Here is a 19,076-nt window from a genome sequence, read left to right on the forward strand (position 1 = left end):
CGGACGACCGAACGGCCCGGAGGGATTCGCCCCCTCCGGGCCGTTCGCCGTGCCGCGTACGGGGCGCGCTCAGCGCATCAGCACGCCCGCGCCCTCCCCCGTCGCCTCGGTCGGCAGCGCGACCAGGCCCAGTTCGGCGGCGGACGCGAGGCGTTCGTGGGCGGGCAGGACCCGCACGGTGTAGCCGTAGGGCCCGGTACGGTCCAGGGTCAGCGGGCCCTCGTACAGCCAGCGGCCCTCCAGGTCGTGGCCGCCCGCCGGCTTCAGCGGGAAGGTCTGGGCCTCCGCGATGGCGTCGCCGGAGTCGACCCGGCCCGCGACCACCTGCACCTCCACGTCGTCCGGGTCGAGCCCGCCGAGCGCGACGCGCACCCGCAGCGCCAGGGTCGCCCCCAGCTCCGCCGACCCGCCCTCCGCGTCCCCGGTGACCGTCTCCACATGGTCCACCGAGACCCCCGGCCAGGCGGCCCTCACCCGGGCCTTCCAGTCAGCGAGGTCCCGGGCCGCCCCGGGCGCCAGGGCCCGGCGGGACCGGGCGGCCGGGGTGTAGAGGCGCTCCACGTACTCCCGCACCATCCGGCCCGCGAGCACCTTCGGTCCCAGGTTGACCAGGGTCGAGCGGACCATCTCGATCCACCGGTCCGGCAGCCCCTCGGCGCCCCGGTCGTAGAAGCGCGGGGCGACCCGGTCCTCGATCAGGGCGTACAGCGCGTTCGACTCCAGCTCGTCGCGGCGGTCCTCGTCGACCGCGGAACCGTCGGCGGTGGGGATCTCCCAGCCGAAGTCCGCGTCGAACCACTCGTCCCACCAGCCGTCGCGCACCGACAGGTTGAGGCAGCCGTTCAGCGCCGCCTTCATCCCGCTGGTGCCGCACGCCTCCAGCGGGCGCAGCGGGTTGTTGAGCCAGACGTCGCAGCCCGGGTAGAGCTTCTGGGCCATGCCCATGCCGTAGTCGGGCAGGAAGACGATGCGGTGGCGCACCCGCGGGTCGTCGGCGAAGCGCACCAGCTCCTGCACCAGCCGCTTGCCGCCGTCGTCGGCCGGGTGCGCCTTGCCCGCGACGACGATCTGGATCGGGTGCGTGGGGTGCAGCAGCAGCCCGCGCAGCCGGTCGCGGTCGCGGAGCATCAGCGTGAGCCGCTTGTAGGAGGGGACGCGGCGGGCGAAGCCGATGGTGAGGACGTCCGGGTCGAGGACGCCGTCGATCCAGCCCAGTTCGGCGGTGCCCGCACCGCGCCTGCGCCAGGAGGCGTAGAGGCGGCGGCGGACCTCGGTGACGAGCTGGCCGCGCAGGTCCCGGCGCAGGTCCCAGATCTCCTGGTCCCCGATGCCGGACACCGCGTCCCAGCGGCGGGGCGTGCCGCTCGCCTCGGCGGTCCGTCCGGCCACCGGGCCGCCCGCCAGCACCTGGTGGGCGCGGCCCTCGCCGACCTGGCCCGCGCCGAGCCGGAAGACCTCGGGGGCGACCCAGGTCGGGGCGTGGACGCCGTTGGTGACGGAGGTGATGGGCACCTCGGCGGGGTCGAAGCCCGGCCAGAGCCCGGAGAACATCTCCCGGCTGACCGCCCCGTGCAGGGTGGAGACACCGTTGGCGCGCTGGGCGAGCCGCAGGCCCATCACGGCCATGTTGAACAGCTCGGGCTCGCCGCCGGGGTAGGTCTCCGTGCCGAGCCGCAGGACCTTGTCCACGGGGACGCCGGGCAGTTCGCCGTCGTCGCCGAAGTGGCGGGCGACCAGGCCCCGGTCGAAGCGGTCTATGCCGGCGGGTACCGGGGTGTGGGTGGTGAACACGGTCCCGGCCCGGACCACCTCCAGGGCGGCCTCGAAGTCGAGCCCGTCGGCGGCCAGTTCGCGGATGCGTTCCAGGCCGAGGAAACCGGCGTGGCCCTCGTTGGTGTGGAAGACCTCGGGCTCCGGGGTGCCGGTGAGGCGGCACCAGGTGCGGACGGCCCGCACCCCGCCGATGCCGAGCAGCATCTCCTGGAGCAGCCGGTGGTCGCTGCCGCCGCCGTAGAGCCGGTCGGTGACGTCGCGTTCGCCGGGGGCGTTCTCCTCGACGTCGGAGTCGAGCAGGAGGAGCGGGACGCGGCCGACCCGGGCCAGCCAGACGCAGGCGTGCAGCGAGCGCCCGCCGGGCAGGGCGAGCACCACCCGGGCGGGGGTGCCGTCGGCCTCGCGCAGCAGGTCGAGGGGGAGTTCGTTGGGGTCGAGGACGGGATAGTGCTCCTGCTGCCAGCCCTCGCGCGAGAGGGTCTGGCGGAAGTAGCCGTGCCGGTAGAGCAGCCCGACGCCGATGAGCGGGACGCCGAGGTCGCTGGCGGCCTTGAGATGGTCGCCGGCCAGGATGCCGAGACCCCCGCTGTACTGCGGGAGCGCGGCGGTGACGCCGAATTCTGGCGAGAAGTAGGCGATGGCGGAGGGGAGTTCGGCTCCGGCCGCCCGCTGTTCCTGGTACCAGCGGGGGCCGTCGAGGTACTCCGCCAGCTCGGCGGAGGCCGCGGCGAGCCGGGCGAGGTAGTCCTCGTCGCGGGCCAGTTCGGTGAGCCGCCCGGCGGACAGCGAGCCGAGCAGGCGTACGGGGTCGGCGTCCGCGGTCCGCCAGCCCTCGGGGTCGGCGGACCGGAAGAGTTCAAGGGTTTCGGTATGCCAGGACCAGCGCAGATTGCGCGCGAGGTCGTGGAGGGGTCGCAGGGGTCCGGGGAGGACAGGGCGCACGGTGAACCGACGAATGGCCTTCACGTACTCCACCTTTACAGGGGACTTGCGCATCCGGGCGGACGCACCACGGTGTGCGCCCCTTCGATCACCCCCGACGGTAGCGGCCGTCCACGGCGGTATGCCACGGCGCGCGGACGGCGCGCGGGGTCCGGGAGGGCCGGTCGTACGCCTCCCCCAGCCGCCCCAGCGGGCTCAGGGATCTCCCGCGTCACCGGGCTCAGCAGGCGGTTTGGCCGATTCACCCCCGCTCGCGGACTTGTGGATCTCCGCACCACAGGGAAAGCTGCCGTGTGGCGCCGCAGAGCGGGTATCCGCACCCTGTGGGGGCGCCTGGAACTTCGTACGCCGCCGGGGCGCGCGCCGGGCGTGGGAGTCCCCGGCCGACCGGCTACGCCCGAGTAGTTAACACAATCGCGGGATTCCCCACCCGCGGACGCGGGGAAGGCTTCTCCGGTACACCGCACGATCCGCCCCGCACACGTTCTCCGTGTGTCCGAAACATGCGCGAAACCCCCGCGACCCATCCATTCGAGTGCCATTCGAGTGAACGCGCACAGGAGCGGCCATGCCCACAGCCCGTCAGCAGCCAGCTGAGCAGCTACAAAGGACAGATCCCCGTCAACGCGGCACACGCGGTCGGTCACCCGCGCCCCGGCCGTCCTCCGTGCACGCCGAGCCCCTCCAGCCCTCAGGTGATTCCATGATCGGTCGTATTCCCGTCCTCGACGTCCGTCCCCTCGTCGACTGCGGCAGACGGGCGGCGAAGGCCGTCGCCGGTGAGACGTTCCAGGTCACCGCCACGGTCTTCCGTGAAGGCCATGACGCGGTGGCCGCCAATGTCGTGCTCCGCGATCCGAGCGGACGGGTGGGCCCGTGGACCCCGATGAGGGAGCTGGCCCCGGGGACGGACCGGTGGGGCGCGGAGATCACCCCGACCTCGGAGGGCCGCTGGACCTACACGGTGGAGGCCTGGAGCGATCCGCTCTCCACCTGGCGGCACCACGCCGCGATCAAGATCCCGGCGGGCATCGACACGGACCTGGTGCTGGCCGAGGGGGCCGCGCTGCTGGAGCGGGCCGCCGCGGGCGTGCCGAAGAAGCACGGCCGCGAGGCGGTGCTCGCGGCGCTGGACGCGCTGCGCGACACCGCGCACCCGCCGGCCGCCCGGCTGGCCGCCGCCCGGACCCCGGCGGCCGACGCGGTGCTGGCCCGCTACCCGCTGCGTGAGCTGGTCACCCGCTCCAAGCCGCTGGCGGTGCGGGTGGAGCGCGAGCGGGCGCTGTACGGGTCGTGGTACGAGCTGTTCCCGCGCTCGGAGGGTGCGAAGCGGGTCCCGGTGGACCCCTCCGACAGCGCGCCGGACGCGCCGACCCGCCTGGTGAGCGGCACCTTCCGGACGGCGGCGGAGCGGCTGCCCGCCGTCGCCGCCATGGGGTTCGACGTGGTGTATCTGCCGCCCGTCCACCCGATCGGAACGACCCACCGCAAGGGCCCCAACAACACGCTGACCCCCGGGGAGCACGACCCGGGGGTGCCGTGGGCGATCGGGTCGGCCGACGGCGGACACGACACCGTCCACCCGGAGCTGGGCACGCTGGAGGACTTCGACCACTTCGTGTCGGTGGCCCGCAATCTGCGGATGGAGATCGCGCTGGACTTCGCGCTCCAGTGCTCGCCGGACCACCCGTGGGTCAAGGAGCACCCGGACTGGTTCCACCACCGCCCCGACGGTTCGATCGCGTACGCCGAGAACCCGCCGAAGAAGTACCAGGACATCTATCCGATCGCCTTCGACAAGGACATGCGCGGTCTGGTGGCGGAGACGGTGCGCGTCCTGCGGTTCTGGATGGACCACGGGGTGCGGATCTTCCGGGTGGACAACCCGCACACCAAGCCGGTGGTGTTCTGGGAGAAGGTGATCGCCGAGATCAACGGCACCGATCCCGACGTGATCTTCCTGGCGGAGGCGTTCACCCGCCCGGCGATGATGCACACCCTGGGCGCGGTCGGCTTCCAGCAGTCGTACACCTACTTCACCTGGCGCAACACCAAGCGGGAACTGACCGAGTACGTCACGGAGCTGTCCGGGGAGGCCGCCTCGTACATGCGGCCCAACTTCTTCGTGAACACCCCCGACATCCTGCCCGGCTATCTCCAGGAGGGCGGCCGCCCGGCCTTCGAGACCCGGGCGGTGCTGGCCGCGACACTGGCGCCCTCCTGGGGGGTGTACGCGGGGTTCGAGCTGTGCGAGAACACCCCGGCCAAGCCGGGGAGCGAGGAGTACCTGCACTCGGAGAAGTACGAACTGCGCCCGCGGGACTGGGAGTCGGCGGAGCGCGAGGGCCGCACCCTGACGCCCCTGATCACCTCGCTGAACCGCATCCGCCGGCGTAACCCCGCGCTCCAGCGGCTGCGCGGGGTGCACTTCCACCACGCCGACAACGAGTCGCTGATCGTCTACAGCAAGCGCTCCGGTTCGAACACCGTTGTGGTGGTCGTGAACCTCGACCCGCACCACACCCAGGAGGCCACGGTCTCGTTGGACATGGAGCGGCTCGGCCTCGAAGGGCACGAGCGCGTACCGGTGCGCGACGAGCTCACCGGCGACACCTATCACTGGGGCAGGAACTTCTACGTGCGCCTGGAGCCGGGCATCACGCCCGCGCACATCGCGGTCCTGCGACCGTCCCCGCCGACCGGAGGGTCACCCACACCATGATCGTCAACGAGCCTGTCCACGACACCTTCGAGGACACTCCCGCCAAGGACCGCGATCCCGACTGGTTCAAGCGCGCCGTCTTCTACGAGGTCCTCGTACGGTCCTTCCAGGACTCCAACGGGGACGGAATCGGCGACCTCAAGGGCATCACCGCCAAGCTGGACTACCTCCAGTGGCTCGGCGTCGACTGCCTCTGGCTGCCGCCGTTCTTCAAGTCCCCGCTGCGCGACGGCGGTTACGACGTCTCCGACTACACCGCCGTGCTGCCCGAGTTCGGCGACCTCGCCGACTTCGTGGAGTTCGTCGACGCCTCGCACCAGCGGGGCATGCGCGTCATCATCGACTTCGTCATGAACCACACGAGCGACCAGCACGAGTGGTTCCAGCAGTCCCGCTCCGACCCCGACGGGCCGTACGGCGACTACTACGTCTGGGCCGACGACGACAAGCAGTTCCAGGACGCCCGGATCATCTTCGTCGACACCGAGACGTCCAACTGGACCTTCGACCCGGTGCGCAAGCAGTACTACTGGCATCGTTTCTTCTCCCACCAGCCGGACCTCAACTACGAGAACCCGGCCGTCCAGGAGGAGATCCTGGCCGCCCTGCGCTTCTGGCTGGACCTGGGCATCGACGGCTTCCGGGTCGACGCGGTGCCCTACCTCTACCAGCGCGAGGGCACCAACTGCGAGAACCTCCCCGAGACCCACAACTTCCTCAAGCGGGTCCGCAAGGAGATCGACGCCAACTACCCGGACACCGTGCTCCTCGCCGAGGCCAACCAGTGGCCGGAGGACGTCGTCGACTACTTCGGCGACTACGAGACCGGCGGCGACGAGTGCCACATGGCGTTCCACTTCCCCGTGATGCCGCGCATCTTCATGGCGGTGCGCCGGGAGAGCCGCTACCCGGTCTCCGAGATCCTGGCGAAGACGCCGGAGATCCCGAAGAACTGCCAGTGGGGCATCTTCCTGCGCAACCACGACGAGCTGACGCTCGAGATGGTCACGGACGAAGAGCGCGACTACATGTACGCGGAGTACGCCAAGGACCCGCGGATGCGTGCCAACATCGGCATCCGCCGCCGGCTCGCCCCGCTGCTGGACAACGACCGCAACCAGATCGAGCTGTTCACCGCGCTGCTGCTGTCGCTGCCGGGCTCCCCGATCCTCTACTACGGGGACGAGATCGGGATGGGCGACAACATCTGGCTCGGCGACCGGGACGCGGTGCGCACCCCGATGCAGTGGACCCCGGACCGCAACGCCGGGTTCTCCTCCAGCGACCCGGGGCGGCTCTACCTCCCCACGATCATGGACCCGGTCTACGGCTACCAGGTCACCAACGTGGAAGCGTCGATGGCCTCGCCGTCCTCGCTGCTGCACTGGACCCGCCGGATGATCGAGATCCGCAAGCAGAATCCCGCCTTCGGCCTCGGCGAGTACACCGAACTGCCCTCCTCCAACCCGGCGGTGCTGGCGTTCACCCGTGAGTACAAGGACGACTTGGTCCTGTGCGTGCACAACTTCTCCCGGTTCGCCCAGCCCACCGAGCTGGACCTGCGGGCGTTCGCCGGACGCCATCCGGTGGAGCTGATCGGCGGGGTGCGCTTCCCCGCCATCGGGCAGCTGCCGTACCTGCTGACCCTGGCCGGACACGGCTTCTACTGGTTCCGGCTGCGCAAGGACGCGCCGCCGGCCTGATGTGGTGTCAGTCCGTGCGGGGCGGTTTCCACCGCCCCGCACGGGGCACTCTGAGCGAAGCGAAGGCCCCGCCACGGCCTTCGCAGCTCCGCCGTTCGAGTCCGTAAGGACCATCCTCACCCGACACGTCCCGCACAGCCGGACAGCCATTGCCGCAATCCGGGACACTCTTCGCATCCTGTGTGCCCGGGGAAAGGACGCGATGCCATGTCGGAGGCTGCATCCAGTCACGTCGCCCTGGCGAAGAGCACAAGGAACAGCGCGACCCCGAACAGCGCGAAGGACGATGCCCTGCTGGCGTCCCTGACCCCGCTGCTCCACGAGTGGCTGCCCCGGCAGCGGTGGTTCGCGGGCAAGGACCACCCGGTCACCGGTTTCTCACTGGTCTCGGCCACCGAGATGCTGCCACTGGACGCCGCGGACGATCCGGGACTGCTGCATCTGCTGCTGCGGGTCGAGCAGCCCGAACGGACCGCGGTCCCGGACGACGACTGCTACCAACTCCTGCTCGGTGTACGGCCATCACTGCCGGACAGCCTCGCCGGAGCGCTGGTCGGCCGGGTCGAGGGGGGTCCGCTGGCCGGGCGGACCGTCTACGACGCACCGCACGATCCACGGCTGGCCGGTCTTCTGCTGGAACGGTTCCGCCGGCCCGGCACCCTCGGCACCCTCCGCTTCGAGCGGACCGCCGAGATCCCGTCGGGGCTGGCCCCCCGGGTCCTGGACGCCGAGCAGTCCAACTCCTCGCTCGTCTACGGCGACGCGTACATCCTCAAGATCTTCCGACGGGTCTTCCCGGGCACCAACCCGGATCTCGAACTGCCCCTCGCGCTCAGCCGCGAAGGGTGCGAGCGGGTCCCCGCCCCCATCGCCTGGTTCGAGGCGCCCGGAGCCGAACCGCTCACCCTCGGCATCCTCCAGCCCTTCCTGCACGGCGCCCGCGACGGCTGGCAGCTCGCGCTCGCCGCACTGGCCGCGGGCCGGGACTTCCTCCCCGAGGCGCGGGCACTGGGCCGGGCCACCGCCGAGGTGCACACCGCGCTCGCCGCCGCCCTGCCCACCCCGGCGCTGCGCGGCACCCAGACCCGGCAGCTGGTGGCCGGGATGGTCGAGCGGCTGGAGGCAGCCGCCAAGGCGGTCCCCGCGCTGCTGCCGCACGCCCCCGGGCTGCGCGCCGCGTTCGAGGCGGTGAACGACCTCGGTCTGCGGGGCAGCGGCTGGGCCCAGCAGCGCGTGCACGGCGACCTCCATCTCGGCCAGACGCTGCGCTCCCCCGACGGCCTCTGGTCGTTGATCGACTTCGAGGGCGAACCGGCCCGGCCGCTTCCCGAGCGCCGCCGTCCGGCACCCCCGGCGCGCGACGTGGCGGGGATGCTGCGATCCTTCGACTACGCAGCCCGCTCGCACCAACCCTGGCACCCGGAGTGGGCGGCCCGCTGCCGCGCCGCCTACTGCGAGGGCTACGCGCAGGCCGGGGGGACCGACCCGCGCGGGGAACCCGAGCTGCTGCGCGCCCACGAGACCGACAAGGCGGTGTACGAGGTGCTGTACGAGGCCCGCCACCGTCCCGACTGGCTGCCGGTGCCGATGGCCGCCATCGAACGGCTGGCCCGGTCGGCCGCCGCCTGAGCCACCGCTCCCCCGCCCGCCGGCCCCTCTCCCCTTCATCTTCATCCCGTGTCCATCCCGTGATCCCGAGGAGGCAGTCCCCGTGACCGCCCGCAAGCCCTCCCGCAAGGCATCCGCAGACCGGAAGCCCTCCGACGCCCCCGCGGCGGCCCCCGCCGAGGCCCCGGTCGACGCGGCCGCCGAGACCGCCACCGCCGACGCACCGGCCACGCCCAGGAAGGCCGCCGCCAAGAAGGCCACGCCCGCGAAGGCCACGCCCAAGAAGGCCGTGGCCAAGAAGGCCGCGCCCGCCAAGCGCCCCCGGGCCAAGCGGGCGGACGCGGCCCCGCCCCGTCCGCGCACGGGCGAGACGACCGCCGCCGCCCGTCCGGCGCCCGCGCTGGACATCGCGGACCGGGGCAGGCTGCTGGCGGGCGACCACCACGCTCCGCACGCGGTGCTCGGCGCGCACCCGATCCCGGGCGGGACGCTGGTCCGGGCGCTGCGGCCGTTCGCGCGCTCCGTCACGGTGCTGAGCACCGGTGGGCGGGCCGAACTGCACGACGACGGCGACGGGTTCTTCTCCGGGGTGCTGCCGGTGCCGGAGGTGCCGGACTACCGGCTCCAGGTGGTGTACGACGACAACACCGTCGAGATCGACGACCCCTACCGCTTCTGGCCCGCGATCGGCGAGCTGGATCTGCACCTGATCGGCGAGGGCCGCCACGAGGAGCTGTGGCAGGCGCTGGGCGCACGGCCGATGGAGCACCAGGGGGTGCGGGGAACCCGGTTCACCGTGTGGGCTCCGAACGCGCGCGGGGTGCGGGTGACCGGTGATTTCAGCTACTGGGACGGCACCGCCACGCCGATGCGCTCGCTCGGCTCGTCCGGGGTGTGGGAGCTGTTCCTGCCGGGTGTCGGCGAGGGCGCGCTGTACAAGTTCGACATCTGCCGCCCGGACGGTACGCACACGGTGCGGGCCGACCCGATGGCCCGGCGCACGGAGGTCCCGCCCGCGACCGCCTCCATCGTCACCGCCGCGCACCACGAGTGGCAGGACGCGGACTGGATGGCGCACCGGGGCGACCGTCCGGTCCACGAGGCCCCGTTCTCGGTGTACGAGCTGCATCTCGCCTCCTGGCGGCCGGGTCTGACGTATCGTCAGCTCGCCGAGCAGCTGCCCGCGTACATCAAGGAGCTGGGCTTCACGCATGTGGAGCTGATGCCGGTCGCCGAGCATCCCTTCGGCGGGTCCTGGGGCTACCAGGTCACCGGCTTCTACGCGCCGACCTCGCGCATGGGCACCCCGGACGACTTCCGGTTCCTGGTGGACGCGCTGCACCGGGCGGGCATCGGCGTGATCATGGACTGGGTCCCGGCCCACTTCCCGCGCGACGCGTGGGCGCTGGCGGAGTTCGACGGGCGGCCGCTGTACGAGCCGGCCGACCCGCTGCGGGCCGCCCACCCGGACTGGGGGACGCTGGAGTTCGACTACGGCCGCGCCGAGGTCCGCAACTTCCTGGTCGCCAACGCGACGTACTGGTGCGAGGAGTTCCACATCGACGGGCTGCGGGTCGACGCCGTCGCCTCGATGCTCTACCTCGACTACTCCCGCGAGGACGGCCAGTGGTCGCCCAACGAGTTCGGCGGGCGGGAGAACCTGGACGCGGTCGCCTTCCTCCAGGAGATGAACGCGACGGTCTACCGCCGCAACCCCGGCGTGGTGACCATCGCCGAGGAGTCCACGGCCTGGGACGGCGTCACCCGCCCCACCGACGGCGGGGGCCTGGGCTTCGGGCTGAAGTGGAACATGGGCTGGATGCACGACTCGCTGCTGTACGTGGCGAAGGAGCCGGTGCACCGCAAGTACCACCACAACGAGATGACGTTCTCGATGGTGTACGCCTACAGCGAGAACTACGTCCTGCCCATCTCCCACGACGAGGTGGTGCACGGCAAGGGCGCGCTGGTGGCGAAGATGCCCGGCGACTGGTGGCAGCAGCGCGCCACCCACCGCGCCTACCTGGGCTTCATGTGGGCCCACCCCGGTAAGCAACTCCTCTTCATGGGGCAGGAGTTCGCCCAGGGTACGGAGTGGTCCGAGGGGCACGGCCCGGACTGGTGGCTGCTGGACCCGGCCTACGACGCCTCCGGCGACCACCTCGGGGTCCGGTCCCTGGTCGGGGACCTCAACGCGGTGTACGGGGCGGTGCCCGCGCTGTGGCAGCGCGACACGGTGCCGGAGGGGTTCGGCTGGGTGGACGGCGGGGCGGCCGAGGACAACGTCTTCGCGTTCCTGCGCTACGACGCGGACGGCTCCCCGCTGCTCGCCGTCTCGCACTTCTCCCCGGTGGTGCGGCACGACTACCGCGTCGGGGTCCCGGAGACCGGGACGGAGGGCTGGGTGGAGGTGCTGAACACGGACGCGGCCCGCTACGGGGGCAGCGACGTGCGCAACGAGGAGCCGCTGAAGGCGGAGGCGGTGCCCGCGCACGGCAGGCCGTCCAGCATCGCGCTGACGCTGCCGCCGCTGGCGACGCTGTGGTTCCGCCCGGCGTAGCTCCCGCGGATCCGGTGTGAAGACGGCCGGGGGCCGGGGGCGCGTCCGAAGTGACGCGCCCCCGGCCCCCGGCCGTTTCGTCAGTGCGCTCGGGTCGCCGACCGCCTGCGGACGGCCCAGACGATGCCGCCGCCCGCTGCCACGGCCGCCGCCGCCATGCCCACGGCCGGCCCGGCGTACTCCGTGCCGGTCGCCGCGAGGCTGCCGCCGCTCTGCGGCCGCGGGTCGCTGCCGCCGGTCGCGGCCGAGCCGCCCGTGGCCGCGGAGCCGCCGGAGGTGTCCGTACCTCCGGTGGAGCCCGTCGAGCCGGTGGAGCCGGAGCCCTCGGTGGTCGCGCCGTCCGAGGAGCCGTCCGGTGAGCCGTCCGAGGAGCCGGAGGTGCCCGTCTCCGTCTTCTCGCCGGTGTCGATCACGATCCGCGCGGTGTCGTTGGCGGCGTTCCGGTCGAAGGGACGCTCGGGTCCGGTGAAGGAGACCTCACCGGTGGTGGCGCCGACCGCCTCGTCCACGCGCAGGACGAAGGGGTACTCCTCGCCGCCGTCCGCGTCCACCCAGGACTGCGAAGTGCCGCAGCGGTAGTGGGTCTTGGTGACCTCGTCGCAGTAGCCGTCCGCCTTCACCACCGAGGTGCCCTTCGGGATCCGGACGTCGACGGTGGTGACGCTCTGGTCCAGGGGACCCCGCACCCAGGCCGGGCCCCGGTTGGCGAAGACCACCTTGGCGGTGACCTTGTCGCCCACCTCGCCCTTGAGCTCGGCGCCGGTCAGCGCGAAGTCGGCCGTGTTGGCGGCGGTCACCTCGGCGGTCGCGCCCGACTCCGGGTGGTTCTCCCGGTCGGCGGGCGAGGCCGGGCCCTGCTCCTCAAGGGTGAGCGGGTCGCCGGTGCCGGGGACCGGGTCCCTGGGTTCGTCGTCCCCGGACAGGTCCTGGGTGCTGATCGCCACCCGCAGGTCGTCGTGGAGCGCGGTGGGCCGCGCCTGCAGCGCGAGGGGCTTCGCCGTGCGGTAGACGACGTCGGGCTTCAGCGGCTGGTCGATCTTGCAGGAGGCCACCTGCGCCTCCGGCATCTCGTCGTGCGAGGGCACGGTGTAGTACGTGCAGTTCTTGTACGTCTCGTCCGCCTTCAGGCCCGGCGACACCGCGTACCGCACGTAGGTGGTGGTCACCGGGGCCGTCCCCTTGTTGAGGAAGGTCAGCGGCGTGGAGAAGGAACTTCCCGGCTGGACTCCCTTGACGGAAGCGATCGTTCCGACGCCGAGATCCGGCTCCGGTCCGGCGGCGAACGCCGGTGCGGCACCCAGCGCCACCAGGGCGGCGGCGGTGACGGCGGCCGCGGACCCGGTGGAGGTCCGGCGGGAGGGCGGTGCGATGCGCATGAAGTTCCTTCGGTCGTGGGGCGCGTGCGACGGACTGCGGTCCTTCGCCGGTAGAGACCGCTTACTGCGGCGAAGGGTTGCACGCGCTCCCGCGCTCCGGCGCGGGGCGCGAACGCAAGGACACCCGTACCGGGGGATACGGGTGTCCTTGGGTGGGGGGTGCGGCAGTGGTCGGGGAAGGGGCGCGGGTCAGACCTTGGCGGGCTGCTCGGCGGCGGTCTCGCGCTGGTCGGGGACGTCGCCGGAGTCGGCCGGGTCGCCGTGCCCGTCGTCCACCAGGGTCCGCTCGTCGAACGGGATCTGCCCGGCGAGGACCTGGCCGACGCGCTCCTTGTCGATCTCCTTGGTCCAGTGGCCGACCAGGACCGTGGCGACCGCGTTGCCCGCGAAGTTGGTCAGGGCGCGGGCCTCGCTCATGAAGCGGTCGATGCCGACGATCAGGCCGACGCCGTCGACCAGTTCGGGGCGGTGCGACTGGAGTCCGCCGGCGAGGGTGGCCAGGCCGGCGCCGGTGACGCCCGCCGCGCCCTTCGAGGCGATGATCATGAAGACGAGGAGCGAGATCTGCTCGCCCGCGCTCAGCGGGTCGCCCATCGCGTTGGCGATGAACAGCGAGGACATCGTGAGGTAGATCGCGGTGCCGTCGAGGTTGAAGGAGTAGCCGGTCGGGACGGTGATGCCGACGACGGGCTTGCTGACGCCCATGTGCTCCATCTTCGCGATGAGCCGGGGCAGGGCCGACTCGGAGGAGGAGGTGGACAGGATCAGCAGGAACTCGCGGCCCAGGTACTTCAGCAGAGCGAACAGGTTCACCCCGGCGACCAGGCGCAGGATCGCGCCGAGCACCACGAAGACGAAGAGCGCACAGGTGACGTAGAAGCCGATCATGATGATCGCGAGGGACTTCAGGGCGTCGAGCCCGGTCTCGCCGACCACCGCGGCGATCGCGCCGAACGCGCCGACCGGGGCCGCCCACATGATCATCGCGAGGATGCGGAAGACGAGGCGCTGGATGTGGGTGATGCCGCGGATGATCGGCTCACCGGTCTTGCCCATCGCCTGGAGCGCGAAGCCCGCGAGGAGGGCGACGAGGAGGGTCTGGAGGACCTCGCCCTCGGTGAAGGCGGAGACGATCGTGGTCGGGATGATGCCGAGCAGGAAGTCCGCGGTGGACTCCCCGGTTCCTCCGGCCTGCTCCGCGCCCGCCTCCCGGGCGGCCTCGGTGATGTGGAGGGTGGAGCCGGGCTCCAGGAAGTTGCCGACGAGCAGACCGATGGCGAGGGCCACGGTCGACATGGCGAGGAAGTAGCCGAGCGCCAGACCGCCCACGGCGCCGACCTTGGCCGCCTTGCGGACCGAGCCGACGCCCAGCACGATCGTGCAGAAGATGATCGGCGAGATCATCATCTTGATCAGGTTCACGAAACCGGCGCCGATGGGCTTCAGCTCGACGGCCACCCCGGGGGCCGCGAAGCCCACCAGGATGCCGAGCGCCACGGCGGCGATCACGGCGATGTACAGGTAGTGGGTGCGGTCCCGTTGTTTGGCTGCCACAGCCATGGTGGGGCTCCTCGGCTCGGTCACGGCTAGCGCCCCCGTCCCTGGGGGCTTCGGTGACTATCCACCGGCCTGTGACCCCGGTCACCCTTGCGTTCATATCGTTCACGGTCGCTTTCCGGCCACCGGGTGACACCCCGTCCCGGCGAGGCAGACTGTGAGGATGCGCCTCCCCCGTACCCGCCCTCGCAGCCTGGCCGGGCAGCTCTTCGCCATGCAGGTCGTGCTGATCGCCGCCGTGGTGGCCGGGTGCGCCGTCTTCGCGTACGTCTCCGGCAGCGCGCAGGCCGAGGAGACGGCCACCCGGCAGGTGCGGGCGGCGGCCGTCGCGGTGGCCGATTCCCCCTCCGTACGGGAGGCGATCCGCACCCCGGACCCGTCCGCCGCGCTCCAGCCGTACGCGGAGCAGGTCCGCGAGGACACCGGCATCGCGTTCGTCACGATCATGGACACCGAGCGGAAGCGCTGGACGCACCCGGACGCCTCGCTGATCGGCGAGTCCTTCCTCGGCCACACCGAGGAGGCGCTGCGCGGGGAGACCTTCACCGAGACCTACACCGGCACCCTGGGCCCCTCGATCCGGGTGGTGACCCCGATCCGCGACGGCGGCCGGATCGTGGGGCTGGTCAGCGCGGGCATCACCGTGGACAGGGTCTCCTCGCAGGTACGCGAGCAGCTCGGCGCCCTCGCGCTGGCGGCGGGCGGAGCGCTGGCGGCGGGCGGGATCGGCACGTACGTGATCAACGCCCGGCTGCGGCGGCACACCCACGGGATGAACGCCGCCGAGCTCAGCCGGCTGCACGACTACCACCAGGCCACGCTGCACGCGGTGCGCGAGGGGCTGCTGATGCTGGACGGGCGGCGCCGGATCGCGCTGATCAACGACGCGGGCCGGGAGCTGCTGGGCCTCGGCCCGCAGGCGCAGGCGGTGGGGCGGACGGTGGACGAGCTGCGGCTGCCCGCGCCGCTCACGGGTGCGCTGCTGGCGTCCGAAGCGCGGGTGGACGAGCTGCACCTGACGGCGGACCGGGTGCTCGTGGTCAACACCCGTCCGGTGGTGGGCGGGGAGCGGCGCGGCACGGTGGTGACCCTGCGGGACCACACCGAGCTCCAGGCGCTGGCGGGCGAGCTGGACTCGGAGCGCGGTTTCACGCAGGCGCTGCGCTCGCAGGCGCACGAGGCGGCGAACCGGCTGCACACCGTGGTGTCGCTGATCGAGCTGGGCCGGGTGGCCGAGGCGGTGGACTTCGCGACGGCGGAGCTGGAGCTGGCGCAGGTGCTGACCGACCGGGTGGTGGGGGCGGTGGAGGAGCCGGTGCTGGCCGCGCTGCTGCTGGGCAAGGCGGCCCAGGCCAACGAGCGGGGCGTGGAGCTGGAGCTGGCGCAGGACAGCCTGATCGACGACGGGGCGCTGCCGGACGCGCCGGGCCGACGGGACCTGGTGACGATCCTCGGCAATCTGATCGACAACGCGGTGGAGGCAGCCTCCGAGGGCGCGGAGGACGCGGACGGCAAGATGCCCGCGCAGCGCGGCGGGGCCCCGGGCCGGGCCAGGGTCACGGTGACGGCACGGGTGGACGGGCGGGAGCTGCTGCTGCGGGTCGCGGACACCGGCGCGGGCATCGACCCCGGGGCGGCGGACGAGGTGTTCCGGCGCGGCTGGTCGACGCACGGGGCGGGGCGCGGTCTCGGTCTCGCCCTGGTGCGGCAGGCGGCGCACCGCAACGGGGGCACGGTGGAGCTGGACACCGGTCCGGACGGGGGCGCCCGGTTCACCGTACGGCTGCCGCTCGGGGACCGTACGGCGAAGGAGGTCACGGCATGATCCGGGTGCTGGTGGTGGAGGACGATCCGGTGGCGGCCGACGCGCACCAGATGTACGTGGAGCGGGTGGAGGGCTTCACGGTGACGGCGGTGGCGCACACCCGGGCGGCGGCGGTGCGGGCGCTGGAGCGCACCCCGGTGGACCTGCTGCTGCTCGACCTCTACCTCCCGGACGGGCACGGGCTCGGGCTGCTGCGCTCGCTGCGGGCGGCCGGGCACGGGGCGGACGTGATCGCCGTGACCTCGGCACGGGACCTCGCGGTGGTCCGGGAGGGGGTGTCGCTCGGCGTGGTGCAGTACGTGCTGAAGCCGTTCACCTACCCCACGCTGCGGGACCGGCTGACGCGGTACGCGGAGTTCCGGGGCGCCGCCGGGGAGGCCAGCGGCCAGGAGGAGGTGGACCGGGCGCTGGGCGTGCTGCGGGTCGCCGACCCGGCCGCCCTGCCCAAGGGGCTCAGCGGCCCGACGCTGGAGGCGGTGACCCGGGTGCTCAAGGCGTCCCCGGACGGGGTGACGGCGGCGGCCGCCGGGGAGGAGCTGGGGATCTCGCGGATCACCGCCCGGCGCTATCTGGAGCATCTGGTGACGGTGGGCAGCGCCGCGAGACGTCCGCACTACGGACAGGTCGGCCGGCCCGAACTGCACTATCGCTGGCTGGCCGCGAGCCGCTGACCCGGGGCGCGTAAGGCACGTGGGGCGGGGCACGTGGGGCGGGACCGGGCAAGCGCTTTCCGGTCGGTTTCCGCCCCGCGGCGACCGGGTGGCGGGGGCGACCGGGAAAGGGCTGGTGGGGCGGGGTTTTGCGTACCGCCCGTGCGGTTCGCCCTCGGAGCTTCCTCCGAAGCCTGTTCTGAGCAGAACGTACCGTAGCCAGGGGGGTTCCGGACTCCTACGGTGGGCCCGTGCACCCCACCCCGCCGTTCAACGCCCCCGCCGCGCGCCGTCTCCGCGAGGCTCTGGGGATGGCTCCGGGCCATGTCGCCTACGGGCTCGCCGCCCAGTACGGACTCCGGATCAGCCCCGAGACGGTCATCGCCTGGGAGCGCGGCGCCGCCGCCCCCGGGGAACGGGAGCTGACCGCTCTCGCGGGCGTCCTGTGGTGCGCCCCCGGCGAGCTGCTCGCCGCCGCCACCACCCTGCGCGAGCACCGGATGACCCGGGAGCTGACCGTGGACGACCTGGCCCGGCACCTGGGGATGACCGGTGCCTCGTATCTGCGGATGGAGGAGTCGGGGCGCTGGCGGGGCAACGAGAAGCAGTCCCAGGCCCTGTGCCGGGCGCTGGGTCTGTCGGCGGCGCAGTTCCTGACGGCGACGGGCCGGGACACGGAACTGGCGGAGCTGCTGAGCAGCGCGGTCACCACGCGCTGGCAGGCGTACGTCCGGCCGGTGTCCAGGATGGTCCCGCTGGAGAGGGCGCTGGTCCAGGACGTGCTGGAGCAGCTGCACTCGGACTACCAGGCGCTGATGGTGTCCACGTTGAGCTGGAGCAGCACCGGCCGGGAGCGCTCCGGCTCGACGGGCGACGCGGGGCGGGCGTTCCTTACCCGCGTGGTGGAACAGTTCTGGCGGACCGCCGGGGTGTGAACCCGGCACGGCTCCGGAACCCCGCACGCCCCGGAAAACCCGCACAGGTCCGGAAACCCCGCACGGCCCGGAAAACCCGCAGGGCTCCGGAACCCCGCACGCCTCCGGCACCCGTGCGGGGTGGGAGCCCGTACGGGTCTAGAAGACCGACTCCGCCTCGTACATCCGGTCCGCCGGGACCGTCTTGAGCCGGGCGACCGCGTCCGCGAGCGGCACCATGGCGATCTCGGTGCCGCGCAGCGCGGTCATCCGGCCGAAGTCGCCGCGGTGCACGGCCTCCACGGCGTGCCAGCCGAAGCGGGTGGCGAGCACCCGGTCGTAGGCGGTGGGCGTGCCGCCGCGCTGGACGTGGCCGAGGATGACCGGCCGGGCCTCCTTGCCGAGCCGGGTCTCCAGCTCCATGGCCAGGCGGTTGCCGATGCCCTGGAAGCGCTCGTGGCCGTACTGGTCGATGGCACCCTTGGCGTAGGGCATGGAGCCCTCGGCCGGGTGCGCGCCCTCGGCGACGCAGACCACGGCGAACTTCTTCCCGCGGGCGAAGCGTTCCTCGACCATCTTGACCAGGTCGTCGACCTGGAAGGGCCGCTCGGGCAGGCAGATGCCGTGGGCGCCGCCCGCCATCCCGGACTCCAGCGCGATCCAGCCCGCGTGGCGGCCCATCACCTCGACGACCATCACCCGCTGGTGGGACTCGGCGGTGGTCTTCAGACGGTCTATGGCCTCGGTCGCGACGCCCACCGCCGTGTCGAAGCCGAAGGTGCGGTCGGTGGCGGAGATGTCGTTGTCGATGGTCTTCGGGACGCCGACGACCGGCATGCCCGCGTCGGCGAGCATCCGGGCCGCGGTGAGCGTGCCCTCGCCGCCGATCGGGATGAGCGCGTCGATGCCGTAGCGGCGGGAGAGCTCCGCGCAGTTCTCGGCGGCCTCGCGCAGCCGGTCGCGCTCCAGCCGGGCCGAGCCGAGGATGGTGCCGCCGCGGGCCAGGATGCCGCTGACCGCGTTGAGGTCGAGGGGGCGGAAGTACCCGTCGAGGAGTCCCTTGAAGCCGTCCTCGAAGCCGATGACCTCGTCGCCGTGGCCCACGACGGCCCGGTGCACGACCGACCGGATCACTGCGTTCAGGCCGGGGCAGTCGCCGCCCGCGGTCAGAATTCCGATGCGCATCGAGAAAAGTCTCCTGCTCGTGAGTGCCGCGCTGTCCGGGGGACCGACCGAGGTGGTCCCCGTGCCCTGAACCGTGACGATTGTCCCACGCCCGGCACGGGCCCCGCGCTTTCGGCCAGGCCGGGCGGGCGGGCGGACAGGGGTGCCCGGCGGGACCGGCGACGGCCGGAAGCCCGGGACGCCCCGGGCCGAGGCCGGGGGCTTCCGGGGCCCGGACCGGGGACTTCCGCCCGCGAGGGCCGGGACCTCCGGCGGGCGGCA

General features: G+C 72.6%; 11 protein-coding genes. 7 read left to right on the forward strand and 4 right to left on the reverse strand.

From position 1 onward, the window contains the following. Positions 1-69: 69 nt before the first annotated feature. A complete protein-coding gene (glgP, locus tag ACIRRU_RS01380) occupies positions 70-2,739 on the reverse strand; it encodes an alpha-glucan family phosphorylase (RefSeq protein ID WP_403674700.1) in 2,670 nt (889 codons plus the stop codon). Between the two features lie 679 nt (positions 2,740-3,418). Between glgP and ACIRRU_RS01385 the strand changes: the two genes are divergently transcribed. The 4 genes from ACIRRU_RS01385 (at position 3,419) to glgB (ending at position 11,308) form a co-directional block, all read left to right on the forward strand. After that, positions 3,419-5,437, forward strand: a complete 2,019-nt coding sequence (locus ACIRRU_RS01385) for a maltotransferase domain-containing protein (protein WP_403674703.1) — start codon at positions 3,419-3,421, stop codon at positions 5,435-5,437. After that, complete coding sequence (treS, locus tag ACIRRU_RS01390) at positions 5,434-7,140, forward strand: maltose alpha-D-glucosyltransferase (protein WP_363200778.1); 1,707 nt, start codon at positions 5,434-5,436, stop codon at positions 7,138-7,140. Before ACIRRU_RS01385 ends, treS begins: the two co-directional genes overlap by 4 nt. A gap of 207 nt (positions 7,141-7,347) precedes the next feature. Then, on the forward strand, positions 7,348-8,769 hold the full coding sequence (locus ACIRRU_RS01395; protein ID WP_403674706.1) for a maltokinase: 1,422 nt from the start codon (positions 7,348-7,350) through the stop codon (positions 8,767-8,769). An 82-nt stretch (positions 8,770-8,851) separates the two neighbouring features. Further along, positions 8,852-11,308 (forward strand): 1,4-alpha-glucan branching enzyme, encoded by a 2,457-nt coding sequence (gene glgB / locus ACIRRU_RS01400; RefSeq protein ID WP_403674709.1) that lies wholly within the window; start codon positions 8,852-8,854, stop codon positions 11,306-11,308. 80 nt (positions 11,309-11,388) lie between these two features. Here the strand turns inward: glgB and ACIRRU_RS01405 are convergent, their stop codons facing one another. Further along, entirely contained in the window at positions 11,389-12,684 is a 1,296-nt protein-coding gene (locus tag ACIRRU_RS01405; protein WP_403674711.1) for a peptidase, read from the reverse strand. Positions 12,685-12,873: 189 nt separating this feature from the next. Further along, positions 12,874-14,244: a cation:dicarboxylate symporter family transporter gene (locus ACIRRU_RS01410; protein WP_403674714.1), complete on the reverse strand. Its 1,371-nt coding sequence runs from the start codon at positions 14,242-14,244 to the stop codon at positions 12,874-12,876. A 160-nt stretch (positions 14,245-14,404) separates the two neighbouring features. Between ACIRRU_RS01410 and ACIRRU_RS01415 the strand changes: the two genes are divergently transcribed. The 3 genes from ACIRRU_RS01415 to ACIRRU_RS01425 all read left to right on the forward strand — a co-directional run bounded on the left by ACIRRU_RS01415 (position 14,405) and on the right by ACIRRU_RS01425 (position 17,651). Next, positions 14,405-16,066, forward strand: coding sequence for an ATP-binding protein (locus tag ACIRRU_RS01415; RefSeq protein ID WP_403674716.1), 1,662 nt, complete (start codon positions 14,405-14,407; stop codon positions 16,064-16,066). Next, positions 16,063-16,737: a response regulator gene (locus tag ACIRRU_RS01420; protein WP_403674718.1), complete on the forward strand. Its 675-nt coding sequence runs from the start codon at positions 16,063-16,065 to the stop codon at positions 16,735-16,737. Before ACIRRU_RS01415 ends, ACIRRU_RS01420 begins: the two co-directional genes overlap by 4 nt. A gap of 290 nt (positions 16,738-17,027) precedes the next feature. Continuing rightward, positions 17,028-17,651 carry a helix-turn-helix domain-containing protein gene (locus tag ACIRRU_RS01425; RefSeq protein WP_403675595.1) on the forward strand — a complete coding sequence of 208 codons (624 nt, stop codon included), beginning with the start codon at positions 17,028-17,030 and terminating at the stop codon, positions 17,649-17,651. Positions 17,652-17,789: 138 nt separating this feature from the next. On the opposite strand, the gene ACIRRU_RS01430 is transcribed toward ACIRRU_RS01425, so the two are convergent. Beyond that, the gene (locus ACIRRU_RS01430) at positions 17,790-18,815 is read right to left on the reverse strand and encodes an ATP-dependent 6-phosphofructokinase (protein ID WP_403674721.1); all 1,026 of its coding nucleotides are present in this window, start codon (positions 18,813-18,815) and stop codon (positions 17,790-17,792) included. Positions 18,816-19,076 lie beyond the last annotated feature (261 nt).

It is taken from the genome of Streptomyces sp. NPDC101181, from assembly GCF_044767975.1.
GTDB lineage: Bacteria > Actinomycetota > Actinomycetes > Streptomycetales > Streptomycetaceae > Streptomyces.